Origin of the sequence: Zavarzinella formosa DSM 19928, assembly GCF_000255705.1 — a bacterium.
GTDB lineage: Bacteria > Planctomycetota > Planctomycetia > Gemmatales > Gemmataceae > Zavarzinella > Zavarzinella formosa.
On the sequence record NZ_JH636439.1, the window covers coordinates 280,490 to 299,110 of the forward strand.

Genomic DNA, 18,621 nt, shown 5'->3' on the forward strand with positions numbered 1-18,621 from the left:
CATCACCGAAGACTCATCAATCGCCTTCGGTGAATTGTTCCAGCCGCTGGCTTCGCATGGGCTGGCGGAGTTTCAGAATACCCCGAGCCTCGATCTGGCGGATTCGCTCGCGGGTGATGCCGAAGAGGCGGGCGACTTCGTCCAGCGTCTTCGGGTGGCCGTCCTTGAGTCCGTAGCGAAGTTCGATCACTTCGCGTTCCCGTTGGGCCAGCGAACGCAGCACTTCGCCGATCCGTTCGCGGAGCAGGTGGGCATCCACATGCTCGCCCGGCGTGGTGGTGGCGCGGTCCTTCAGGAAATCTTCCAATGCCCGTTCACCATCGCCGCCGACGGGTTCGTGCAGGCTGACCGGGTGTTTGCCGACGGCCCGGAGGGAGCGGACTTCCTCGACCGGCAGGTTCACCTTCTGGGCCAATTCGTCCATCGTGGGTTCACGGCCCAAGATGCCCGAGAGTTCCAGTCTCGCCCGTTCGGTCATGCCGAGGACGGCAATTTGGTGGCAGGGGACGCGAACCGTCCGGGCCAAGTCGGCCAGCGCCCGCTGGATGCTTTGACGAATCCACCAAGTGGCATAAGTGCCGAACTTGTAGTTCATCTTGTATTCGTACTTGTCCACCGCCCGCAGCAGGCCCCGGTTGCCTTCTTGAATCAAGTCGGCGAACGGCAAACCCCGGTTGCGATACTTTTTGGCGATCGACACCACCAGCCGCAGATTGGCGACAGCCAGTTCGCTGCGCATCTTGTGGTAAGCCTCGCGGCGACGGCGAATCACCGTCAGCAGGGCGTTCAGTTCCTCGGGTTCGGAACCGGCCGCTTCGATGGCGGTGCGGAAAGCTTCGTTCCGTTCGGCCCGTTGTTTCAGATCCTTGGTCGGCTTCAGATGCAACGCGACGATGAGCCGGTTGATATCCCGAGCCTTCATGGTCAGATCATCCACCCAGCGTTCGAGATTCTCGGTGCGGGGGGATAATTCGGCGATCAGTTTGGCCGCCTTGCGAAGCCGACGCCAGCGGGCTTTCCGCCAGGAGCGATGGTCCTTCGCGTTTGATATCCCCAATCCCACCGAGAACGCCTTGCGCTCCTCGGCCAGAATTCGTTCAATCGTCGGCAGGTGGATCGGCATCCGCTTGAGGATCTGATCCCGGCGAAGATTGGCCGTGGTCACGACATCCACTTGCGGATCGAAAGCCAGTTGCCCGGCCTGGACGGTCGCAAAGGTTGTGTGAATGCGGTTCAGCAAGTAGGATGATCGGAAGACGGCCAGCCGGAAACGATCACGGGCGCGTTCCAGCCGTTGGGCCACGTCGATCTCGGCGGGTCGCTTCAGCAGGGGGATGGCCCCCATTTGCCGAAGGTAGAGGCCAAGAGCATCGTCAGCCCCGCGGGAGGACGACTCGATTTCGTCGAGGTCCGCCGGGGTCAGTTCGGCATCGGCCACTTCAAAATCCCCGATATCGGCCGCGTGGGCCTCGGAGGAGATGTTTCGGTGGTTGGCAAATGCATTGTTCACGGGAGTATGCTTCATTAATTCCATCCTGTGTCGGGCAAAGCCGGTCTAACCGACTCCGTGGACAAAGCCCTAGGATCAGTGGCCCAGTTGGGACGGAAAACCGAACCATCACAGGCTGGCGATCGCCCTGATGGAACATAGAACCGTTTTTTCGTTGCCGTCGGCAATCTTTTTCATGCCGGGGCAAGATTTTCGGGTAAAAATTGGAGACGTCACTTGATTAGACGCTCCAAACCCGACAACGGTTCGCCCCCGCCAGAAACCTGCGGACCCCGAAAAACTCTCAGACCACGGAATATCGGCTCTTGCACGAGGTGGGGGCACTGATTTACCATCATTCTACGCAACCGCACAAACCCCCCGTCCGAACGGAAGGATCGTCCCGATGCGATGGCAAGCTCTGACTTTGCCAGTTCTTCTGTCCGTTTGCCCGGAGATGCCCGCCCAGAACCCGGTCGAGAAGCCGGTTTCGCCGCAGGATCGTCAACATTGGTCGTTTCAACCCGTCAAAAAGCCGGTGGTTCCGGTTGTGCGGAATACCACAGCCGTCCGGAATCCCGTGGATGCCTTCATCCTTTCCAAACAGGAAGCCGCCGGGATTGCCCCCGCCAAGGCCGCCGAGAAGCTCTCGCTGCTTCGCCGGGTGACCTTTGATCTGACGGGACTGCCCCCCACATTAGAGGAACAGGACGCCTTCCTCGCTGATTCCTCGCCGACTGCCTACGAAAAAGTTGTTGACCGCCTGTTGGCTTCGCCCCATTTCGGCGAACGGCAGGCCCAGCACTGGCTGGATGTCGTCCGGTTCTCCGAGTCTAACGGCTACGAGGCCGACGGCGACCGGGTCCATGCCTGGCGTTACCGGGACTATGTGGTTAATAGCCTCAATTCGGACAAGCCTTACGACACTTTCTTGATTGAACAACTCGCCGGAGACGAACTGGCAACCGGAAAAGATCCCCGACAATCGCTGGAATTGCTGGTGGCGACCGGCTTTCATCGCGCCGGGCCGGTCCATTTGGTGGGGGGGAACTCCGATCAAGAAGTGGCCCGGCAGGAAGTCCTCACAGAAATTGTGCAAGGCATCGGCTCGGCCCTGCTCGGGATGACAGTGAGTTGCGCCCGCTGTCACGATCACAAGTTCGACCCTGTTTCGCAGGCCGATTATTACCGCCTAGAAGCCTTCTTCGCCGGGACAAAGTTCCGCGATGTGGACACGTCCAACAAAGAAGAGAAAGCGGTCCATCAAAAAGCGGTCGTGGAAATCAGTTTGAAGACAGCCCCGTTGAAGGCCAAAGTCGCGGCCATCGACGGGCCCTATCGCCAAAAAGTCCGCGAGGCAAAACGCCTCAAACTGGAACCGGCCATCAAGACGGCGATGGAAACCCCGGACAAAGCCCGCACCGAGGAACAAAAACAACTGGCGAGAGATGCCGAGACGCTGTTAAAGGTAACGTGGGACGAGATTTATGCCGCCCTCTCCCCGGAGGACAAAGTCAAACGGGAGGCTCTGCGGGCCGAGATGCACACCTTAGAAGCCCAAATGCCCGCCCAACCGGGAATTGCCTGGGCGATGGCAGACGACGAAAAAATCCCGGCCACCCACATTTTGAAGCGAGGTGAGGTGAAGCGGAAAGGCGAGGTGGTCCAACCCGCTTTTCCCCGTGTGATCGACGAAAACCCGGCCAAGGCCGATGCTCCCCGTCTGAAACGGCTTGATCTCGCCAAATGGATCGCCTCTCCGAAGAACCCGCTGACCGCCCGCGTGATTGTCAACCGGCTCTGGCTCTCGCACTTCGGCCGGGGAATTGTTAACACCCCGAACGATTACGGGCTGCACGGCGAACCGCCGACCCATCCGGAACTCTTGGACTGGCTGGCGAGCGAACTGGTTTCCAATGGCTGGAAGTTAAAGCCGATTCATCGCTTGATGGTCTTGTCGAACACTTATCAGCAAGCCAGCCAACAGCCCGCTTCTCCCGCCGCTCAGAAAGCCGACCCGGACAACAAACTCCTTTGGAAGATGAACCGTCGCCGGTTGGAGGGGGAGGCCATCCGCGATGCGTCGCTGGCCAGTTCCGGCGAACTGAACCGCCAGACCGGCGGGCCGAGCGTTCGCATCCCGCTCGAACCGGAGGTTTACGACCTGATCTTCACCGAAGGAGAACCAGACGGTCTCTGGGCCGTTACCCCGGACGAGAAACAACACGCTCGGCGTTCGCTCTACCTCTTCGGCAAACGAAACGTCCGGTTGCCGTTGATGGAAGCCTTCGACCAACCCGACCGCCTGACCCCCTGCGCCGCCCGCCCTCGCTCCACCTTCGCCCCGCAAGCGTTGATTCTCATCAACGGCCCGTTTACCCGTGAACAAAGCCTGAAGATGGCCACGAGTTTACTGAAAACCAACCCGGCCGATCCGGTCACACTGGCCTACCGTCGGGCACTGGGCCGAACCCCCACGGCGGCCGAAACCAAACTGGCGACCGAGTTCCTGCGGGAACAAACCGAGTTGATGGAAGAACGCCTGACTGGCCGCTTGCCGGTGAGCCTCCCCGGTGACCTGCCCGCTAATGCCTCCCCCGCCAAGGCCGCCGCCCTCGCGGACTTCTGCCTGGCTCTGTTAAACTCAAATGAATTCGTGTATGTTCCTTGAAACCCCAAAAGCGGGAAGCCTCTCCATGTGGAACCAAGTCAATCGTCGGGCGTTTCTTGGCCGCACGGCGGCGGGCATTGGTTCGTTCGCCCTTGCGGACATGATGGCCCCCGGCCTCTTCGCGGACGCCAAGATTGAAAAGTGGCCGGGGGCGATCAAGCCGCATCATCCGGCGAAGATCAAGCGGGTGATCTACCTCTACATGGCGGGTGGGCCGAGCCATCTGGAGACGCTTGACCCCAAGCCGGAACTGGCGAAACGGCACGGGCAGCCGATGCCGGAATCCGTCACCAAAGGGCAGCCCATCGCCCAGCTTCAAGGGGCCAAGCTGAATTGCTTTGCCCCGCAGCACGAATTCAAAAAGTGCGGCAAGTCCGGCCTCGAAATCTCCAGTGTGTTCCCGAACCTGCACGAAGTGGCCGACGATCTGTGCATCATCCGCTCGTTGAAAACTGACGCCATCAATCACGACCCGGCCCACACGTTCATGAACACCGGCACGCTCATCTCCGGGCGGCCAAGCATGGGATCGTGGGCGTGGTATGGCCTTGGGGCCGCCACCGATTCGCTGCCTGGCTTCGTCGTGATGACCTCCACCGGGCGTTCCGGGCAATCCCAACCGATTGCCGCCCGGCAGTGGCACAGCGGCTTCCTGCCGAGCCAGTTTCAAGGGGTGGAGTTCCGCTCCAAGGGCGACCCGGTTCTCTACGTGAGCCGGCCGGCCGGTGTCTCCCCGGCGCAACAGCGGGATGTGGTGGACGCCACCCAATCGCTCAACAAAATCTTCGATCAGCAAGCAGACGACCCGGAAATCAACACCCGGATCGCCCAATACGAGATGGCTTTCCGCATGCAATCCAGCGTGCCGGAACTGATGGATCTCACCAAGGAAACCAAGGAAACCCTCGACCTCTACGGCACCAAGGGGGGCGATGGCTCCTTCGCCGCGAACTGCCTGCTCGCCCGGCGATTGGCCGAGCGGGGCGTCCGATTCATCCAGCTTTATCATCGCGACTGGGACCACCACGGGAACATCAAGGCCGATGTGCAGGTGGTGGCCAAGGAAGTCGATCAGGGGATGACCGCCCTCTTGAAAGACCTGAAACGCCGGGGCTTGTGGGAAGACACCCTCATCGTCTGGGGCGGCGAATTCGGCCGGACGCCGATGGCCCAAGGAAGCGGCCGCGACCACCACATGAAGGGTTTTTCCATGTGGATGTCCGGCGGAGCGATCAAAGGGGGCACCAGCTACGGCAACACGGACGAGTTCGGCTATCACGCTGTCGAAAACGTGGTGACCGTCCACGACATGCACGCCACGATGCTCCATCTCCTCGGCGTTGATCACGAACGGCTTACCTTCCGCTTCCAAGGTCGGGACTTCCGGCTCACGGATGTGTCTGGAAAAGTGTTAAAACCAATCTTGGCTTGATGGTGGCTCGTCTAACATGTGACCACTTTCTCCCGAGCGTCCCATGCGACTTGCCATTCTTGCGATTCTCGCCGTCAATGCCGTTTCGTTGGCGGCCGAGTTCAACATCAAAATTTCCGCGCCGATGTACTTCTTCCCGCCGGTGACCAAAGTGGTCTTCACAGAAGCCGGTTCTCCCGGACCCGGCGAGGCCAAGCATACGGCGCTTGCGGAATACGGGACCATCAACGGTGAATGGAAGCTGACCGCCAAGGGGCCGGTGGATTTGTGGGTTGTCCCCAAAGGTGGCAAACCGTTGAAGGCGATCAGCCAATTGAAATTGACGGACAACACCGAGATCAAACTGGCCGATTACTTGGGCGTGATCCGCTGCAAAGGCGCCGATCTGCCGAGGGGCAAACTGATCGTGACGGACCATCAAGATCGCGGCCCGGAAGACAAGAAGCACGCGGCCATCCAATGGGCCAATGACTCCCGCACGGAACTGATCGTCCCGCCGGGGGATTATGCCGTGTGGATTTCCCCGGACACCGGCGCTCGTGCAAGACGCATCTCGGAAAAGATTCGAGTGCTGCCGGGGCGAACAGCCGATGTCGAGTGAAGTTCCTTTTCAACCCGCAGCCACCATTCCCTTTTTCCGCTGACCGGATCGGCTGACATCCATCACCCGCCCTTGTTCGTCCAGCGCCAGGTGGAAACGCTCTTCCCCCTGAATCCGGTGCAGCGACAGATGATAGTCGTCGCTGGTTTTGGCCATCACGTTTAACTTGTCCGCTTTCTGCGGCGTTCGTAACCGACCCCACGAACCATCACCGAGATAAAGCACGCCGTTGTCATGGGCCAGTCCGGCGAGCAGTGGCTTGGTGCGCTTGAACGTGTGGTCGTGGTGTTCGAGCACCACCGGAACGCGATACTGGTCGAAAAGAGGAACCCAATGCTTGCGTTGCAACTCCCCGGTGCCGGGTTTGGCGGCAGCCCCTTCCTTGACCACGGCGGCCACCGGATTCCGATACGACGGGTAACAGGGGACGTGGTTGACCACGAACACATTCGGATGGTCTTCGCGGGCCTTGAGCGTCTTTTGCAGCCAAGCGGCTTGGTCGCCGTCAATCGGGCTGGTGTGCCCGGTGTCGAGCAGCACCAAGCTCAGGTAGTCGCCGAAATCAAGCGTTGAATATCCGGTCTCCGTGTACAGCCCCTCGAACAGCGGATAGAAGAACGTCCCCTTCTCGCGGGTTTTGCCATAGGCGCCGTCGACTTCATGATTGCCGATACAGGCGACCAGCGGAATCATCCGGCCATCCCGGCCCACCATCGTCCGGCTGTAGTTTCGCAGGAACGCGAGGCTGACATCAAGCGAACGGCCGTTGTCGTATCCCAAGTCGCCGCCGACGATGGTGAACATCGGGTCTTGACGGGCCGCTTGGATGTTATTGGCGATGGCCGCCGAGTTGACGCCGCAATCGCCGCCGGAGATGAAGTTGATGGAGTCGTTTGCCTTGGCCGGCATCGTCTTGAACTTGTAAACGGGGGACGATTTGCCGATGCGGAAGGAGTAGTCGGTTCCCGGAGTCAGACCGGTGAGTTCGGCCCGGAAGACCTTGAAGTCGCTCATCGGATAGGGCCGGGGCACGGTCTTTTGCGCCAGCCAGTTGATCTTTTGAGCCATGCCCTTGGCAACCGGGCCGGTCGGCGTCACGATCTTTTCAGAGGTGTAATAAACGGTGTTGTCGGCCGTTTCACCGGTCACGCCCACCCATTGGACAACCATCGTCGTCGTCGGGTCTTTGTGCCAGGTGAGGAACAACGTCGTGGGCTGGAAGGCCGCGTCTTCCCGCACCGCCCTCGGGTTGGGAATTTCCTTTGGCAATTCCGGTTTCTTTTCCGGTTCCTGGCCAAAGATCGGATAGGAGCCCAGCCCGGTGAGCGAGGCTCCCAGAAACAATCGTCGTGACGGAGTCGGCATCAAAGTCTTCTCCAAGAATGAAAAATGATTCAAATTTGCAGGCGGTCTCGCCGCCGAATCAATGCCTGACAATTGATTCAAGATTCGTGATTTCAAGCAGGATTTCGACCGTCAGGCGATTAGGGAATCAACAGCTGGTCATGTCGTCAGGCTAAAGTTTGGGGATGCGTAATCGGTGAAGGGATTTGGAAGAATTTGAGTGCCCCGGTTAAATCGACTTAACAATCAACCCGGCCGGGGCGGTGGCCAGACCGACGGTGAAACGGCTTCCCTCGCCGGGTTCCGAAGTCACTTCCAGTGTCGCCCCCAACGCCTCGGCCAGACGCCGGGCGACGGTCAGCCCCAAGCCGACGCCCGGCTGGCCTCGCAAGCGGGCGTCGCGGGAACGGTAAAACGGATCGAACAATCGGGGGAGTTCGTCGGCGGGAATTCCCGGCCCCCGATCAATGACGGTGCAAACAATCCTTTCGTGATAACGCTCGACCGCAATTCGGACGGGCGAGCCGGGCGTGCCGTATTTCAGGGCATTGTCCACCAGATTGTCGAGCAGTTCGGCGAGGAACACTGGCTGGACATTCACCCAGACCGGCCCGGCGGGAAGCTCCGGCCGGATGTCCGGATGTCGCTCGTCTTCTTCCCATTTGGCCGCGAAACCCCGCAACCATTCGCCGAGTTCAACCGGCTCCAAGGCCGGGGCTTGGGCATCGGATTCCGCGCGGGCGAGGAACATCAGGGTTTCGACCATCTTGCGAAGATCATCTGTTCGATCTCGGACGAGTCGGAGAGTGTGGCGATATTCTTCCTCGGATCGTGGCCGGCGCAACGCCACCTCAGCCTGTGAAAGAATGCCGGCCAGCGGGGTCCGCAACTGATGCGACGCCTCGGCGCTGAAACGACGCTGACGCTCAAACGTTTCCTGCACGCGATCAAGAAGCTCGTTGAACGAATTGGCCAGATCGGTCAGTTCATCCCCGCTGGCCGGAACCGGAAGACGAGCCGACAAATCGCGGGGGGACAAATCGCGGGTGGCCCTGGCCATCCGGCGCACGGGTCCGAGCGCCCGGCGACAGAAAGCGCGGGCCAGCAAGGCACTGAGCGCCCATGCAGCCCCGGACACCCCGAACAGCAACGCCGTCAACCGCCACAACTCGGCGTTGATGGCGTTCAGGCAGCATCCGGTGGTAATCATCATCTCGTTCTTTTTCCGGCTCGCATTACGGCCGACATATTCCCGTCGAAGTCGGCGGGGATCATCCCCCGGCGAATCGGGGGTGGTCATCAGGCGCCGTTTGACCAGCCAGGATCGCCCGTCCGCCGACTGACATTCCACCGGTTCCTCCGGATGGTGTTCCGTGCCTGTGACGAATGGCAGAAACTCGGGGAGATGTTCATCTTCAGAATTGGCGACCATTTCACCGTCATCGGCCACAACCGCCCAACTGATCTCAATCGCATTCGGGCCGCCGGTGAAGGCCAGTTGTCTGGAGGATTCCCATTGAAGACCCGTCGGCTTGACCTCGACAGTTGATTGAAGCACATCAAGGGCGCTGTCAAGACGCTGATTCGCGCGGCGGTGGAGATCCCCTCGCGCCAGCCAGACGACCGCCGTGGAGGAACCAATCAGCACGATGGCCATGGCCGCCAGCGCGAAGACCGTCACCCGGTTGGTCAGTGTCATGGGCGGGTTACTCGCTTGGGTGGACGGCAAGCCGGTAGCCATGCCCGCGGCAGGTGTGAATCAACCGGGGGCCATATGCCTCCAGTTCCCGGCGAAGTTCGACGAGGTGCACGTCAATGGTTCGGGAGGCGGGATGATAAGGTTCGTGCCAGACATCCTCGGTGAGTTGTCGTCGTGTCAGCAACTCGCCGGGATGCCGAAGGAAATACATGAGCAATTCGTGGGATTTCGCCCCCAGTTCAAGGGCATGTCCGGCCCGCCACGCCTTGCGGGCGATCAAATCCGCTGAAACATCCTGAAACTCCAGCCGGATGGTCTCGCTCTTGACGGAACGGCGAACCAAGGCCCGGACTCTCGCCAGCAATTCATCAAAGGCGAACGGCTTGCAGAGATAATCGTCCGCCCCGGCATTCAAGACTCGGACCCGATCGGCGACCGCGTCGCGGGCGGTGAGAAACAACACCGGAATCGCGGAACCACGCCGACGAAGGTTTTCCAACAACCCCAATCCGTCCCGGCCCGGCAGCCACCAATCCAGAATGACCAGTTTCCACTCGTCACGGGCCAGCAATTCTTCGCCCGTGAGGCCATCACGCGCCACCGTGACGCTCATCCCTTCTTCCGTCAACCCGCCGGCCACGGCGTCGGCCACCAGCAAATCATCTTCGACAAGCAAAATGCCCGACGCGGCAGGCTGATGGATCGGAAAGCTTTGATTGGTCACGACCATCGCCACTCCAAAAACACGCCTGATCGGCGCCGCCGACTGACATCGTCATTGAAACAATATTTTTAGATTATGGTGAATCATCAAATTTGTCTGATTAATGACCAGTCCGGACGCGGAAAATTACAATATCGAAATAAGAGAAAAAATATGAATCGCATTCAACAATCCATTCGATGGCTCACGGCCATCGAATGGATTGTTGAATGCGATTCAATTAACTGGCTATTTTTACGGCTTCTTATCCAGATCAATTTCAATCTCCCGCGTGCTCGAATCAACATCGAACACATACGGGGTGTTGGTCATGCTATAAGCGCCTTTGAACAAATCTTTCTTGTTGATGGTGTGCTCCATCCACACACGATATTTGCCGGCGGGCATTCCGTTCTTGTCGCTTCCGGTCACTTGGAACGTCGAGTCGGCCGGATTAAAGAAAGCCGGGTAAACCGTCGTCCCCGGACTTCCATCTGCTTTCACGGGGCAAAAGTAAATGCACAGATCCTCGCCTTGCTTCAGCGTGAAGGGAGCCCCGCTTTTGGTGATCCGGCCTTTCGTCTTCAACATTCCCGATCCACAGCCGGCCAGCGCCATTGAAAGCAGCACAGCCGCCATGAACATCGTTCGCGAGATCATGAGTCATCCTTCGATTAATAATCACCGGGGGGAACCAAGCCGTCGGCCTTGCTGCGGATCAGGCACCATGTCGCCTGGTCGATGGTGTTTTTGATGAAGCGAACGCTGCCGTCGCACATGGCCACGTTAACGCCGCCGGTGTGCAGACTGCGGGCCTGGCCGCTCGTCATTTCCGAGCCGCTTCCGGTGCAACCCATTCCTTTCGACGGTCCCAAGTCAGCCGTCCAAAACGCGCCGGTGACCCCCTGACACAAGGCGATTTCATCTCCTTGAGAGGAAGTTCCCAAGAAATTATTCGGCTGGGCGTTCGTGCTGTCGCGGCCGGCATTGACGATGCTCGATCCGGGGAAACCCAACGCCCAGACCCCGCGAGGGTCCAGAGGGGAAATACCCGCCCGGAGTTCGGCGACCATCACGGTGTTCGAGGTGCCGTCGACAATCGCGGCGATTGTGGCTCCGTAATTTCCGGACATGACCGGGCTGGCATTGATCCAGGGGCTTGCCGTGTATCCGGGCACTTTCTTGCTGATCTTCTCGGAGCCGTTGGCCATGTGGTCGATGTCTTCAAAGGCGGCGGTGACGCCATAGTTACCCCGCGCCCAATCGAGTTCCAACGGAGAAACGTTGGGATTGCTGAAGTGGACATTGTTGTTCGGGTCGGAGGGGCATTTGTAAGCGTTTACTTCCACGTTCCGGATGGAACGCCAGCTCACGTTGACCCCCGAGGGGACGGTGCCCGGCACGATGGTCACGCCGGGATAAGACATGACATTGGCCTGCCGGTACAAATTGTCCTGTTCAATGTAAGGGAGCAGCGTCACGGCCCAGTTGGGTCCGAACGCCGAGGTGAGTTGCAGCCATTCCGGCGAATCCGGCCCGGTGGGTCGCCACGGAATCTGAAGAGCCGCGGGCAACTGGCCGTTGCTTCCTTCGTAGTTCATCAACGCCAGGCCAATTTGCTTCAGATTATTCGAGCATTTCATCCGGTTGGCCGCCTCGCGGATCTTCTGGACCGCCGGCAGCAACAGACCAATCAGAATCGCGATGATGGCGATGACCACCAGCAATTCGATCAACGTAAATCCCTTGCGTCGCATGATCGGATCTCCGTGAGGGACGGGAGGACAATAACAGGGCGGGCTTCCGGAAAAGCATGGTGACACCGGTTGTCCGTCGACGAAGAGATGCCATTCGGCATCGGACAAGTCACCCATGATCGCTTGGCGATTTCATCGCCGGGGAAGGCCCGCCAGAGATGGCTTGGTGATCCTACGGGACGGTGACAGGCAAAATTGTGAAGGGTTTTGGTAGGATAAGAGTAGATGTGTAAAATGTTTTTTACATAGAAACCCGCAATTTCCGGATCATGCCTTCTGGCGGAACATCATTGCTTTCAAATCGAGATGATAAAAACTGATGTTACATTCATGGCCAAAAATATGTTGTTAAACATTTTTATTTGAGCAATCTATTCGTTGATCGAATTCCATATCCATATGTCACTTGGACTCCAGATATCCGGTTTGGAGTCGTCCAATCACGGGAGTTGATGATGAAATTGTCAATGGCATTCGCTGTGTTGGCGTTGATGGCGGCCGGGGTGGCAACCGCCGCCGACGAGTCGCTGGTTCTCTTGCAAACCATTCCGCTCAAGGGCGTGGATGGAAAGCTCGACCATCTGGCCGTCGATTCCAAAGGGCAGAGGTTGTTTGTGGCCAACAAGCCGAACAACACGCTGGACATCGTTGATCTGAAGACGGGCAAAATGGTCCGGCAGATCGCGGATCAGGGCAAGGTGTCGGGTGTCGAATACGCGGCCGACCTGGACATGGTCTATGTCGGCAACGGAGCCGGTGTTTGCAACGCTTTTGAATGCAAGGAATACAAGCAGGTCTTCTCCACCCCGGCGAAGGGGGCCGACAACGTTCACTATCATTCCGGCAACAAGACGGTCTATGTCGCCCACGGCCCGACACTTTCGGTGCTGGACGCCAAAACCGGCGAGATCAAAACGGCCGTCAAGCTCCCCGGCGAAGCCCACGGCTTCAAGATTGATGAAAAAGCGGGCAAGGTTTTCGTCGTCCTGACCAAGCCGAGCATGGTGGCCGTCGTGAGCATCGAAAAGCATGAGATCACTGACAAGTTCGCCCTGACGCTGTCCGACGCCGGCAGCCCGATCGCCCAAGATGCCGCCAACAATCTGCTGTTCGTCGGCTGCCCCAAGAAACCGATGGTCATCGTTTTCGACACCAAGACGGGCAAGGAACTCACCAGCATTGTCATCCCGGCGGGCATCGACGATTTGTATTTTGATTCCGCCCGCCACCGCCTCTACGCTTCTTGCGGCGAAAGCGTGCTGGCCGTCATTGAAAAGAAAGAAAGCAAGTACGAAGTGATCTCCAGTCTAGAAACCCCGAAGTTCTCCCGCACCTGCGTCTGGGGTTCTGGCAAGCTCTACCTTGGCGTGCCCAAGCAAGAGGGCAAAGACGGCCCGGAAGTGCGAATCTACGAAGCGAAGCCAGTGATCGCTGACTGAGATTTTTTTGGAAGTGTGCAAAGACATCTGAACCGGGCGTCGGGCTTATTGCCGCGACGCCCGAATGCTTTGGTAATCAAGCCTTTTTCGAGGCGTCGAATCGTTCGGTCACATATTCCCAGTTGATGACCTTGAAGAAGGCATCAATGTAATCAGCCCGCTTGTTTTGATACTTCAGGTAGTAGGCGTGTTCCCACACGTCGATGCCGAGGATCGGCGTGCCGCTCTTGTCCATCACGGTGTTGTCTTGGTTCGGCGAACTGACAACTTTCAACTTGCCGCCCGTCGAAACCAGCCACGACCAACCGCTGCCGAAGCGGCCGAGGGCGGCTTCCTTGAGTTGCTTGAACAGACCGTCGGTGTCCTTGAACGCTTCGGTGATGGCGGCGGCCAGGTCGGCGCCCGGCTTGCCCCCCTTGGGGGACATCATGCTCCAGAACAGCGTGTGGTTGTAGTGGCCGCCGCCGTTGTTCCGCACCGCATTGCGGATCTTTTCCGGCAGAGTGTCGAGGCTGGAGAGGATGCCGTCGAGCGGCTTGCCCGCCCATTCAGTGCCGGCGAGGGCTTTGTTCAGGTTGTCCACGTAGGTTTTGTGGTGCCGGTCATGGTGGATTTCCATGGTCTTGGCGTCGATGTGCGGTTCGAGGGCATCGAAGGCATACGGCAACTTCGGCAGTTCAAACAACCCGCCGGCGGGCTTGTCTTCCGCCCGCAGGGTCAGGGTCGGGAGAGCCAGACCGGCGACAGCCACGCCGGCCGTCTGGAACATTTCACGTCGGGAAAGAGGGGACACGCAAAGGCTCCGTTTCAAAGTTGAGGTTTACAGGATGGCGGTACCATCCTAGCCGGGAGGCAACCGCGAGTACAGCAGGAAACCATCGCGGTTTTCCATGATGTTCCCGCGTAGACGGCCGGACATGTCGCCCGATTCACCGGACGGTGGAAACGGGTGTTTGGCAAGGCAATCGTCAAAGCATTCTATTTCAACGACTTGTGACGGCCGCTTGTGTGGAGTTTCGATGAATGCCCGACGGGTGAAACTTCCGGTGGCCATTGGCGGTATGATGAGAGGTAACTCTCTCCGAGTGGCACCCAGCGGAGTCCTACATACATGCGGCGACTTGGAACCATCCTGACATTACTTCTGGCCGTCACCGGCGTTCGCGCGGAAGACGCCGGAACCTCGGACAAGCTCGGCAAAGCCATCGAGCCTATTCTGCCCGTCAAATGGACCGACGTGCGGGGCGAGAAAGCCACCGTGGTCTTCTTTCTGTCATTTGATTGTCCGAATTCGACCGGCTACACGCAAACGATGCTGCACCTCGCCGACAAGTTCGGCAAGGAGAAGATCAAGTTCGTGGGCATTTGCGAAAGCGAACACTCCGCCGATGAGCTGAAGGCGAAGGCGGCCGAGTTCAAACTCACCTTCCCGGTGTTCGCCGATCCGAAGATGGCCATCGCCGATGCCTTCAAGGCCACCGTCACCCCGGAGGTCTTCGTGCTCGACCACAACTCCGTGATGCGGTATCGCGGCCGAATCGACAACACTTATCAGGCCCGGCTCAAGAAGAATCCGGTTGTCGATCAACATGATCTGATGAAGGCGCTGGAAGACAGCGTCGCCAACAAGCCGATCCGCACGCCGGTGACCAAGGCCGTCGGTTGCGGCATTGGGGCCAAGGAAACCGTCGTCAAAACGGCCACAAAGCTCACCTACCACAAGGACGTCGCCCCGATCCTTCAAAAGAACTGTCAGGGCTGCCACCGACCCGGCGAAGTCGGGCCGTTCTCGTTGATGACCTACAAACAGGCCGTCAATTGGGCCGAAGACATCAGGGATTACACGGCTCGCCGGGAAATGCCGCCGTGGAAGCCCGTTGAAAATGTCCCTTTCCACAATGATCGCCGGATGTCCGATGCCGATATCAAGACATTGGCCGAATGGGCCGACGGCGGCACGCCGGAAGGGGCCGTCACCGATGCCCCGCCGCCGATGAAAGCGGCTGATGGCTGGCAGCTTGGCAAGCCCGACTTGATCCTCACCACCGGAGACTTTGAAGTCGGCCCGAGCGGACCCGATTCGTTCCGCTGTTTCGTGATGCCGACGAATCTCGACGAGGACAAATACATCATCGGTTTCGAGGTGAAGCCAGGGAACCCGCAGATTGTCCACCACTCGCTGAACTATTGGGACATCACCGGCAAAGCCCGCGAATTGGAAGCCAAGGCGAAGGACAAAGCCTCCCCCGATGATCGCGACCACGGTCCTGGATACTCGGCCGCGATGGGCCTCGGCTTTTTCCCCGCCGGAACGCCCCGGCCGGGGACGCCCCCCATCGGCAACTTCGGCGGTTGGGCGCCGGGCCAATTGCCCCGGTTCCTCCCCGAAGGGACGGGCTATCTGCTTCCGAAGGGCGCCGATGTCGTTGTTCAAGTCCACTACCACCGCAACGGCAAACCGGAGAAGGACAAGACGCAGATCGGTGTTTACTTCGCCAAGAAAAAGATCGACCGGCCTTACCAAACCGTGACCGTCGGCCCCAAGGGCTTCCTGCTGATCCCGCCGAATAAGGACGATTATAAGGTCCAAGGTACCGCTTACATGCACACCGATGCCACGCTGCATAGCGTGATGCCGCACATGCACCTGATCGGCAAAACGGTGAAAGTGACGATGACCCCGCCGGGCGAAAAGCCGGTCACGCTCGTGGACATCCACGATTGGGATTACAACTGGCAGGAAACCTATTGGCTCAAGGAGCCGATGAAGATCAAGGCGGGGACGAAGCTGGACATCGAAGCAGTGTTCGACAACAGCACGCGAAACCCGAACAACCCCCGCAATCCCCCGGCTTATGTGATGTTCGGCGAGCAAACGACCAACGAAATGCTTTTCGGCTTCTTCGGCATGACCACCGAACCGGGCCAGCGTGTCTTCGCCCGGCAGACGCCGCCGACTCCCGAGAAGAGCAAGTGATTTTTTTGCGAAATTTCTGCTAGGATACCATTACCCCGGAAGACCGCTTCCGGGGTTTCTTTTTGCCAGCCAAATTCAACACACGGAACCGGCAATGCGTTTCAAGATATTACTCGGGGCCACCCTGCTTGCGGGCATTGGCGGCCCTTTCCCGGCAAGGGCCGAGGAAAAGCCCAAAGTCGAAACAGCCATCGGCAAGCCGGTCGAAATTCCCTATCGCCTCACGGACACCCAGCACGTCCTCGTGCGGGTGAAGATCAACGGCAAGGGGCCGTTTAACTTCATCATCGACACTGGCGCTCCTGCGTTCATTATGACCGAGGCCGTCGCCAAGAAGGTCGGGGCTAAGAGCGAAAAGCCGTGGGTCACCTTCGACAAGGTGGAACTCGAAGGGGGCTTGGTGATCCCGAATCCCAAGGGAATCGCCACGGATATGTTCCAACTCAAGGGTATGAACGCGATGGGCCTCGCCGGGTGCGAACTGCACGGGGTCATCGGCTATAACATTTTGGCCCAATATCGCATCCAATACGATTTCACGGCCACCAAGCTCGTCTGGACCCCCGTGAAGTTTGAAGTCCCCGCCCCGAAACGGATCTCCAAGCCGGAAGACAAAGCCGAGATGTCCGGCCAGGGGGGACTCGAATTGATGGGCGACCTGATGGCTTTTCTCGCCCGCTTCGGCGGCATCAAGCCAAACTATGATTACCGCCCGCGTGGTTTTGTCGGCATTGAATTGGAAGAGAAGGCCAAGGACTTGATCGTGAAGACCGTCCTTGCGGACAGTCCCGCCGCCAAGGCCGGGTTGAAGGTCGGGGACAAAATCCTGATCGCCAAAGGCAAGCCGGTGGATTCGGCCGACGACCTGTTGAACGCCCTTTCCAAATTGCCGGTCGGAACCAAGGTGAAACTGAACGTGAAAAGCGGCGAGGAATCCCGCGAAGTCACCATCGAACTCGGAAAGGGGCTGTGATGAAACCGTTGTTCATGTCCGCGTTGCTCGCGGTTTTGTTTGTCCTCCCGGCATCGGCCGACACCAAGCCCGCCGTCAAGACGGAAATCAAGCCCGTTGTCGTGCCGTTTGAACTGGTTTCCTCCGGGCATTTCATCGTGAAGGTCAAACTGAACGGACACGGCCCGTACAACCTGATCTTCGACACCGGGGCCCCGACGACGCTCATCAGCCCACGCATTGCCAAGGATGCGGACTTGGTCGGCAAGGCCAAGGACAAACCGATCATCCCGCTGTTCGGCATGATGGGCAATGTGAAGATCAAAGAGTTTGAGGTCAACGGCGTGAAAGCCGAGGATGTCGGCGCCCAGATCATGGATCACCCGACCGTGAAACTCTTCTCCAAGGAATACGAAAAGACCCACGGTCCGATTGAGGGCATCGTCGGCTTCCCGTTCTTCTCCCGTTTCAACATGACGGTCGATTACGCCGCCAAGACGCTGACATTCACGCCGAATGGTTTCGTCGGCGAGGATGTCATGCAGGCGATGATGAAAGCCGTCATGGGAGCTTCCGGCACTCCGGCCCCGAAGATCGTCGCCCCGAAAGCCCTTTGGGGCTTCGCCGCCGACAAGAAGGCCGACGACGAAGCCGATGGTTTGGACGTGACGGAAGTTTCCCCCAACACCCCGGCCGCCAAGGCGGGCCTGAAGACCGGCGACCGCCTGTTGACCGTCGATGGCCGCTGGACCGACACCATCGCCGACCTCTTCACCGCCGGCAGTTTGGTGAAGCCCGGTCAGGGCGTGGCGGTGACTCTGAAACGTGACGGCAAGGAAATGAAACTCACCCTCACCCCGGCCAATGGACTGTAAGCCACCGATCAACTCAAAGGCATTTTTGCAGCAGAGTTCCGAAAGACGCGGTGGGTTATAAGATCCAATTTTCACAGGGGTTACGATTTTACGACCGTCAAGATTCTGCTCTGACAACTCTTGATAAGGATGATCGGCAGCCCGTCGGGTAACCGTTGAACCTGCGGGAGTCGCGGTTCCCTCGCTGGCGCGTCGGGCTATGGTTGTAACGGGCTTTGGGCTTGGGAATCGGTCACGCTTTTTCACCCGAAACCACCCGCAATCATAGCCCGACGCGCCAGTTTTGAAGTTGCGCTTTTTATCCGGCGGTGCGAAACTCGGCCGGGATGGCCTGCCGGAGTTTTCGTCGCAAACGCCGGATTCCGCCGGGTGTTTGCATGGCGCGGGCCAGGTATTCCAAGTCGGCCTGTTCGCTGTGGCGGCGGACCGCCAGGCAGAGGCCGTGGGTTCGCTGGTGTCGCCAGCGCTCTTTCTGCTTCGTCGTCAGGCCGGACTTGGCCAGTTGCCTCGCCCGATGCCACTCCAGCCACAGGAACGTCACCAGGACCAGCTCCAGCCATCCCTCCGTCGCCTCGAACCGGCGCAGGCGGCATTGGGCGAAGCCCAATGTGCTTTTCAACTCCTTGAAGAACAGTTCGATCTGCCAGCGCAAATCATAAAGTTCGACCAGTTCGGCCGTCCG

Annotated in this window: 15 protein-coding genes; 7 read left to right on the forward strand and 8 right to left on the reverse strand. The window is 59.0% G+C overall.

Annotated features, from left to right (window positions below):
* Positions 1-16: 16 nt before the first annotated feature.
* A complete protein-coding gene (locus BGIM_RS0102095; protein WP_162136211.1) occupies positions 17-1,510 on the reverse strand; it encodes an RNA polymerase sigma factor RpoD/SigA in 1,494 nt (497 codons plus the stop codon).
* 385 nt (positions 1,511-1,895) lie between these two features.
* Between BGIM_RS0102095 and BGIM_RS0102100 the strand changes: the two genes are divergently transcribed.
* Genes BGIM_RS0102100 through BGIM_RS0102110 form a run of 3 tightly spaced genes read left to right on the forward strand, consistent with a single transcriptional unit; the run spans position 1,896 to position 6,193 of the window.
* Entirely contained in the window at positions 1,896-4,160 is a 2,265-nt protein-coding gene (locus tag BGIM_RS0102100; RefSeq protein WP_020468147.1) for a DUF1549 and DUF1553 domain-containing protein, read from the forward strand.
* A 25-nt stretch (positions 4,161-4,185) separates the two neighbouring features.
* Positions 4,186-5,592 carry a DUF1501 domain-containing protein gene (locus tag BGIM_RS0102105; protein ID WP_020468148.1) on the forward strand — a complete coding sequence of 469 codons (1,407 nt, stop codon included), beginning with the start codon at positions 4,186-4,188 and terminating at the stop codon, positions 5,590-5,592.
* A gap of 43 nt (positions 5,593-5,635) precedes the next feature.
* Entirely contained in the window at positions 5,636-6,193 is a 558-nt protein-coding gene (locus BGIM_RS0102110; RefSeq protein WP_020468149.1) for a hypothetical protein, read from the forward strand.
* Positions 6,194-6,202: 9 nt separating this feature from the next.
* Here BGIM_RS0102110 and BGIM_RS0102115 read toward each other — a convergent pair whose 3' ends face one another.
* The 5 genes from BGIM_RS0102115 to BGIM_RS48305 all read right to left on the reverse strand — a co-directional run bounded on the left by BGIM_RS0102115 (position 6,203) and on the right by BGIM_RS48305 (position 11,696).
* Entirely contained in the window at positions 6,203-7,558 is a 1,356-nt protein-coding gene (locus BGIM_RS0102115) for a purple acid phosphatase family protein (RefSeq protein ID WP_040887876.1), read from the reverse strand.
* A gap of 208 nt (positions 7,559-7,766) precedes the next feature.
* Positions 7,767-9,236, reverse strand: a complete 1,470-nt coding sequence (locus tag BGIM_RS48300) for a HAMP domain-containing sensor histidine kinase (RefSeq protein WP_020468151.1) — start codon at positions 9,234-9,236, stop codon at positions 7,767-7,769.
* Positions 9,237-9,243: 7 nt separating this feature from the next.
* The gene (locus BGIM_RS0102125) at positions 9,244-9,966 is read right to left on the reverse strand and encodes a response regulator transcription factor (RefSeq protein WP_020468152.1); all 723 of its coding nucleotides are present in this window, start codon (positions 9,964-9,966) and stop codon (positions 9,244-9,246) included.
* A gap of 228 nt (positions 9,967-10,194) precedes the next feature.
* Complete coding sequence (locus BGIM_RS0102130) at positions 10,195-10,599, reverse strand: hypothetical protein (RefSeq protein ID WP_020468153.1); 405 nt, start codon at positions 10,597-10,599, stop codon at positions 10,195-10,197.
* 14 nt (positions 10,600-10,613) lie between these two features.
* Positions 10,614-11,696, reverse strand: a complete 1,083-nt coding sequence (locus BGIM_RS48305; RefSeq protein WP_020468154.1) for a DUF1559 domain-containing protein — start codon at positions 11,694-11,696, stop codon at positions 10,614-10,616.
* A gap of 467 nt (positions 11,697-12,163) precedes the next feature.
* Here BGIM_RS48305 and BGIM_RS0102140 point away from each other — a divergent pair, with 467 nt between their 5' ends.
* Positions 12,164-13,135: a YncE family protein gene (locus BGIM_RS0102140; protein ID WP_157368563.1), complete on the forward strand. Its 972-nt coding sequence runs from the start codon at positions 12,164-12,166 to the stop codon at positions 13,133-13,135.
* Between the two features lie 76 nt (positions 13,136-13,211).
* Here BGIM_RS0102140 and BGIM_RS0102145 read toward each other — a convergent pair whose 3' ends face one another.
* Positions 13,212-13,904: a superoxide dismutase gene (locus BGIM_RS0102145; protein ID WP_020468156.1), complete on the reverse strand. Its 693-nt coding sequence runs from the start codon at positions 13,902-13,904 to the stop codon at positions 13,212-13,214.
* A 342-nt stretch (positions 13,905-14,246) separates the two neighbouring features.
* On the opposite strand from BGIM_RS0102145, the gene BGIM_RS0102155 reads away from it, so the two are divergent.
* The 3 genes from BGIM_RS0102155 to BGIM_RS0102165 all read left to right on the forward strand — a co-directional run bounded on the left by BGIM_RS0102155 (position 14,247) and on the right by BGIM_RS0102165 (position 17,939).
* Positions 14,247-16,112 carry a redoxin domain-containing protein gene (locus BGIM_RS0102155; RefSeq protein WP_020468158.1) on the forward strand — a complete coding sequence of 622 codons (1,866 nt, stop codon included), beginning with the start codon at positions 14,247-14,249 and terminating at the stop codon, positions 16,110-16,112.
* A gap of 94 nt (positions 16,113-16,206) precedes the next feature.
* Positions 16,207-17,085: a PDZ domain-containing protein gene (locus BGIM_RS48310; RefSeq protein ID WP_020468159.1), complete on the forward strand. Its 879-nt coding sequence runs from the start codon at positions 16,207-16,209 to the stop codon at positions 17,083-17,085.
* Positions 17,085-17,939: a PDZ domain-containing protein gene (locus BGIM_RS0102165; protein WP_020468160.1), complete on the forward strand. Its 855-nt coding sequence runs from the start codon at positions 17,085-17,087 to the stop codon at positions 17,937-17,939. Before BGIM_RS48310 ends, BGIM_RS0102165 begins: the two co-directional genes overlap by 1 nt.
* A 298-nt stretch (positions 17,940-18,237) precedes the next feature.
* On the opposite strand, the gene BGIM_RS0102170 is transcribed toward BGIM_RS0102165, so the two are convergent.
* Positions 18,238-18,621 (reverse strand): transposase (locus tag BGIM_RS0102170; RefSeq protein WP_029629670.1); only part of this gene is annotated, 384 nt, incomplete at its 5' end.

Bases quoted from the DNA above. Each gene is read 5' to 3' on its own strand.
- BGIM_RS0102100 (WP_020468147.1), top strand. From the start codon at position 1,896: ATGCGATGGCAAGCTCTGACTTTGCCAGTTCTTCTGTCCGTTTGCCCG.
- BGIM_RS0102105 (WP_020468148.1), top strand. From the start codon at position 4,186: ATGTGGAACCAAGTCAATCGTCGGGCGTTTCTTGGCCGCACGGCGGCG.
- BGIM_RS0102110 (WP_020468149.1), top strand. From the start codon at position 5,636: ATGCGACTTGCCATTCTTGCGATTCTCGCCGTCAATGCCGTTTCGTTG.
- BGIM_RS0102115 (WP_040887876.1), bottom strand. From the start codon at position 7,558: ATGCCGACTCCGTCACGACGATTGTTTCTGGGAGCCTCGCTCACCGGG.
- BGIM_RS48300 (WP_020468151.1), bottom strand. From the start codon at position 9,236: ATGACACTGACCAACCGGGTGACGGTCTTCGCGCTGGCGGCCATGGCC.
- BGIM_RS0102125 (WP_020468152.1), bottom strand. From the start codon at position 9,966: ATGGTCGTGACCAATCAAAGCTTTCCGATCCATCAGCCTGCCGCGTCG.
- BGIM_RS0102130 (WP_020468153.1), bottom strand. From the start codon at position 10,599: ATGATCTCGCGAACGATGTTCATGGCGGCTGTGCTGCTTTCAATGGCG.
- BGIM_RS48305 (WP_020468154.1), bottom strand. From the start codon at position 11,696: ATGCGACGCAAGGGATTTACGTTGATCGAATTGCTGGTGGTCATCGCC.
- BGIM_RS0102140 (WP_157368563.1), top strand. From the start codon at position 12,164: ATGGCATTCGCTGTGTTGGCGTTGATGGCGGCCGGGGTGGCAACCGCC.
- BGIM_RS0102145 (WP_020468156.1), bottom strand. From the start codon at position 13,904: ATGTTCCAGACGGCCGGCGTGGCTGTCGCCGGTCTGGCTCTCCCGACC.
- BGIM_RS0102155 (WP_020468158.1), top strand. From the start codon at position 14,247: ATGCGGCGACTTGGAACCATCCTGACATTACTTCTGGCCGTCACCGGC.
- BGIM_RS48310 (WP_020468159.1), top strand. From the start codon at position 16,207: ATGCGTTTCAAGATATTACTCGGGGCCACCCTGCTTGCGGGCATTGGC.
- BGIM_RS0102165 (WP_020468160.1), top strand. From the start codon at position 17,085: ATGAAACCGTTGTTCATGTCCGCGTTGCTCGCGGTTTTGTTTGTCCTC.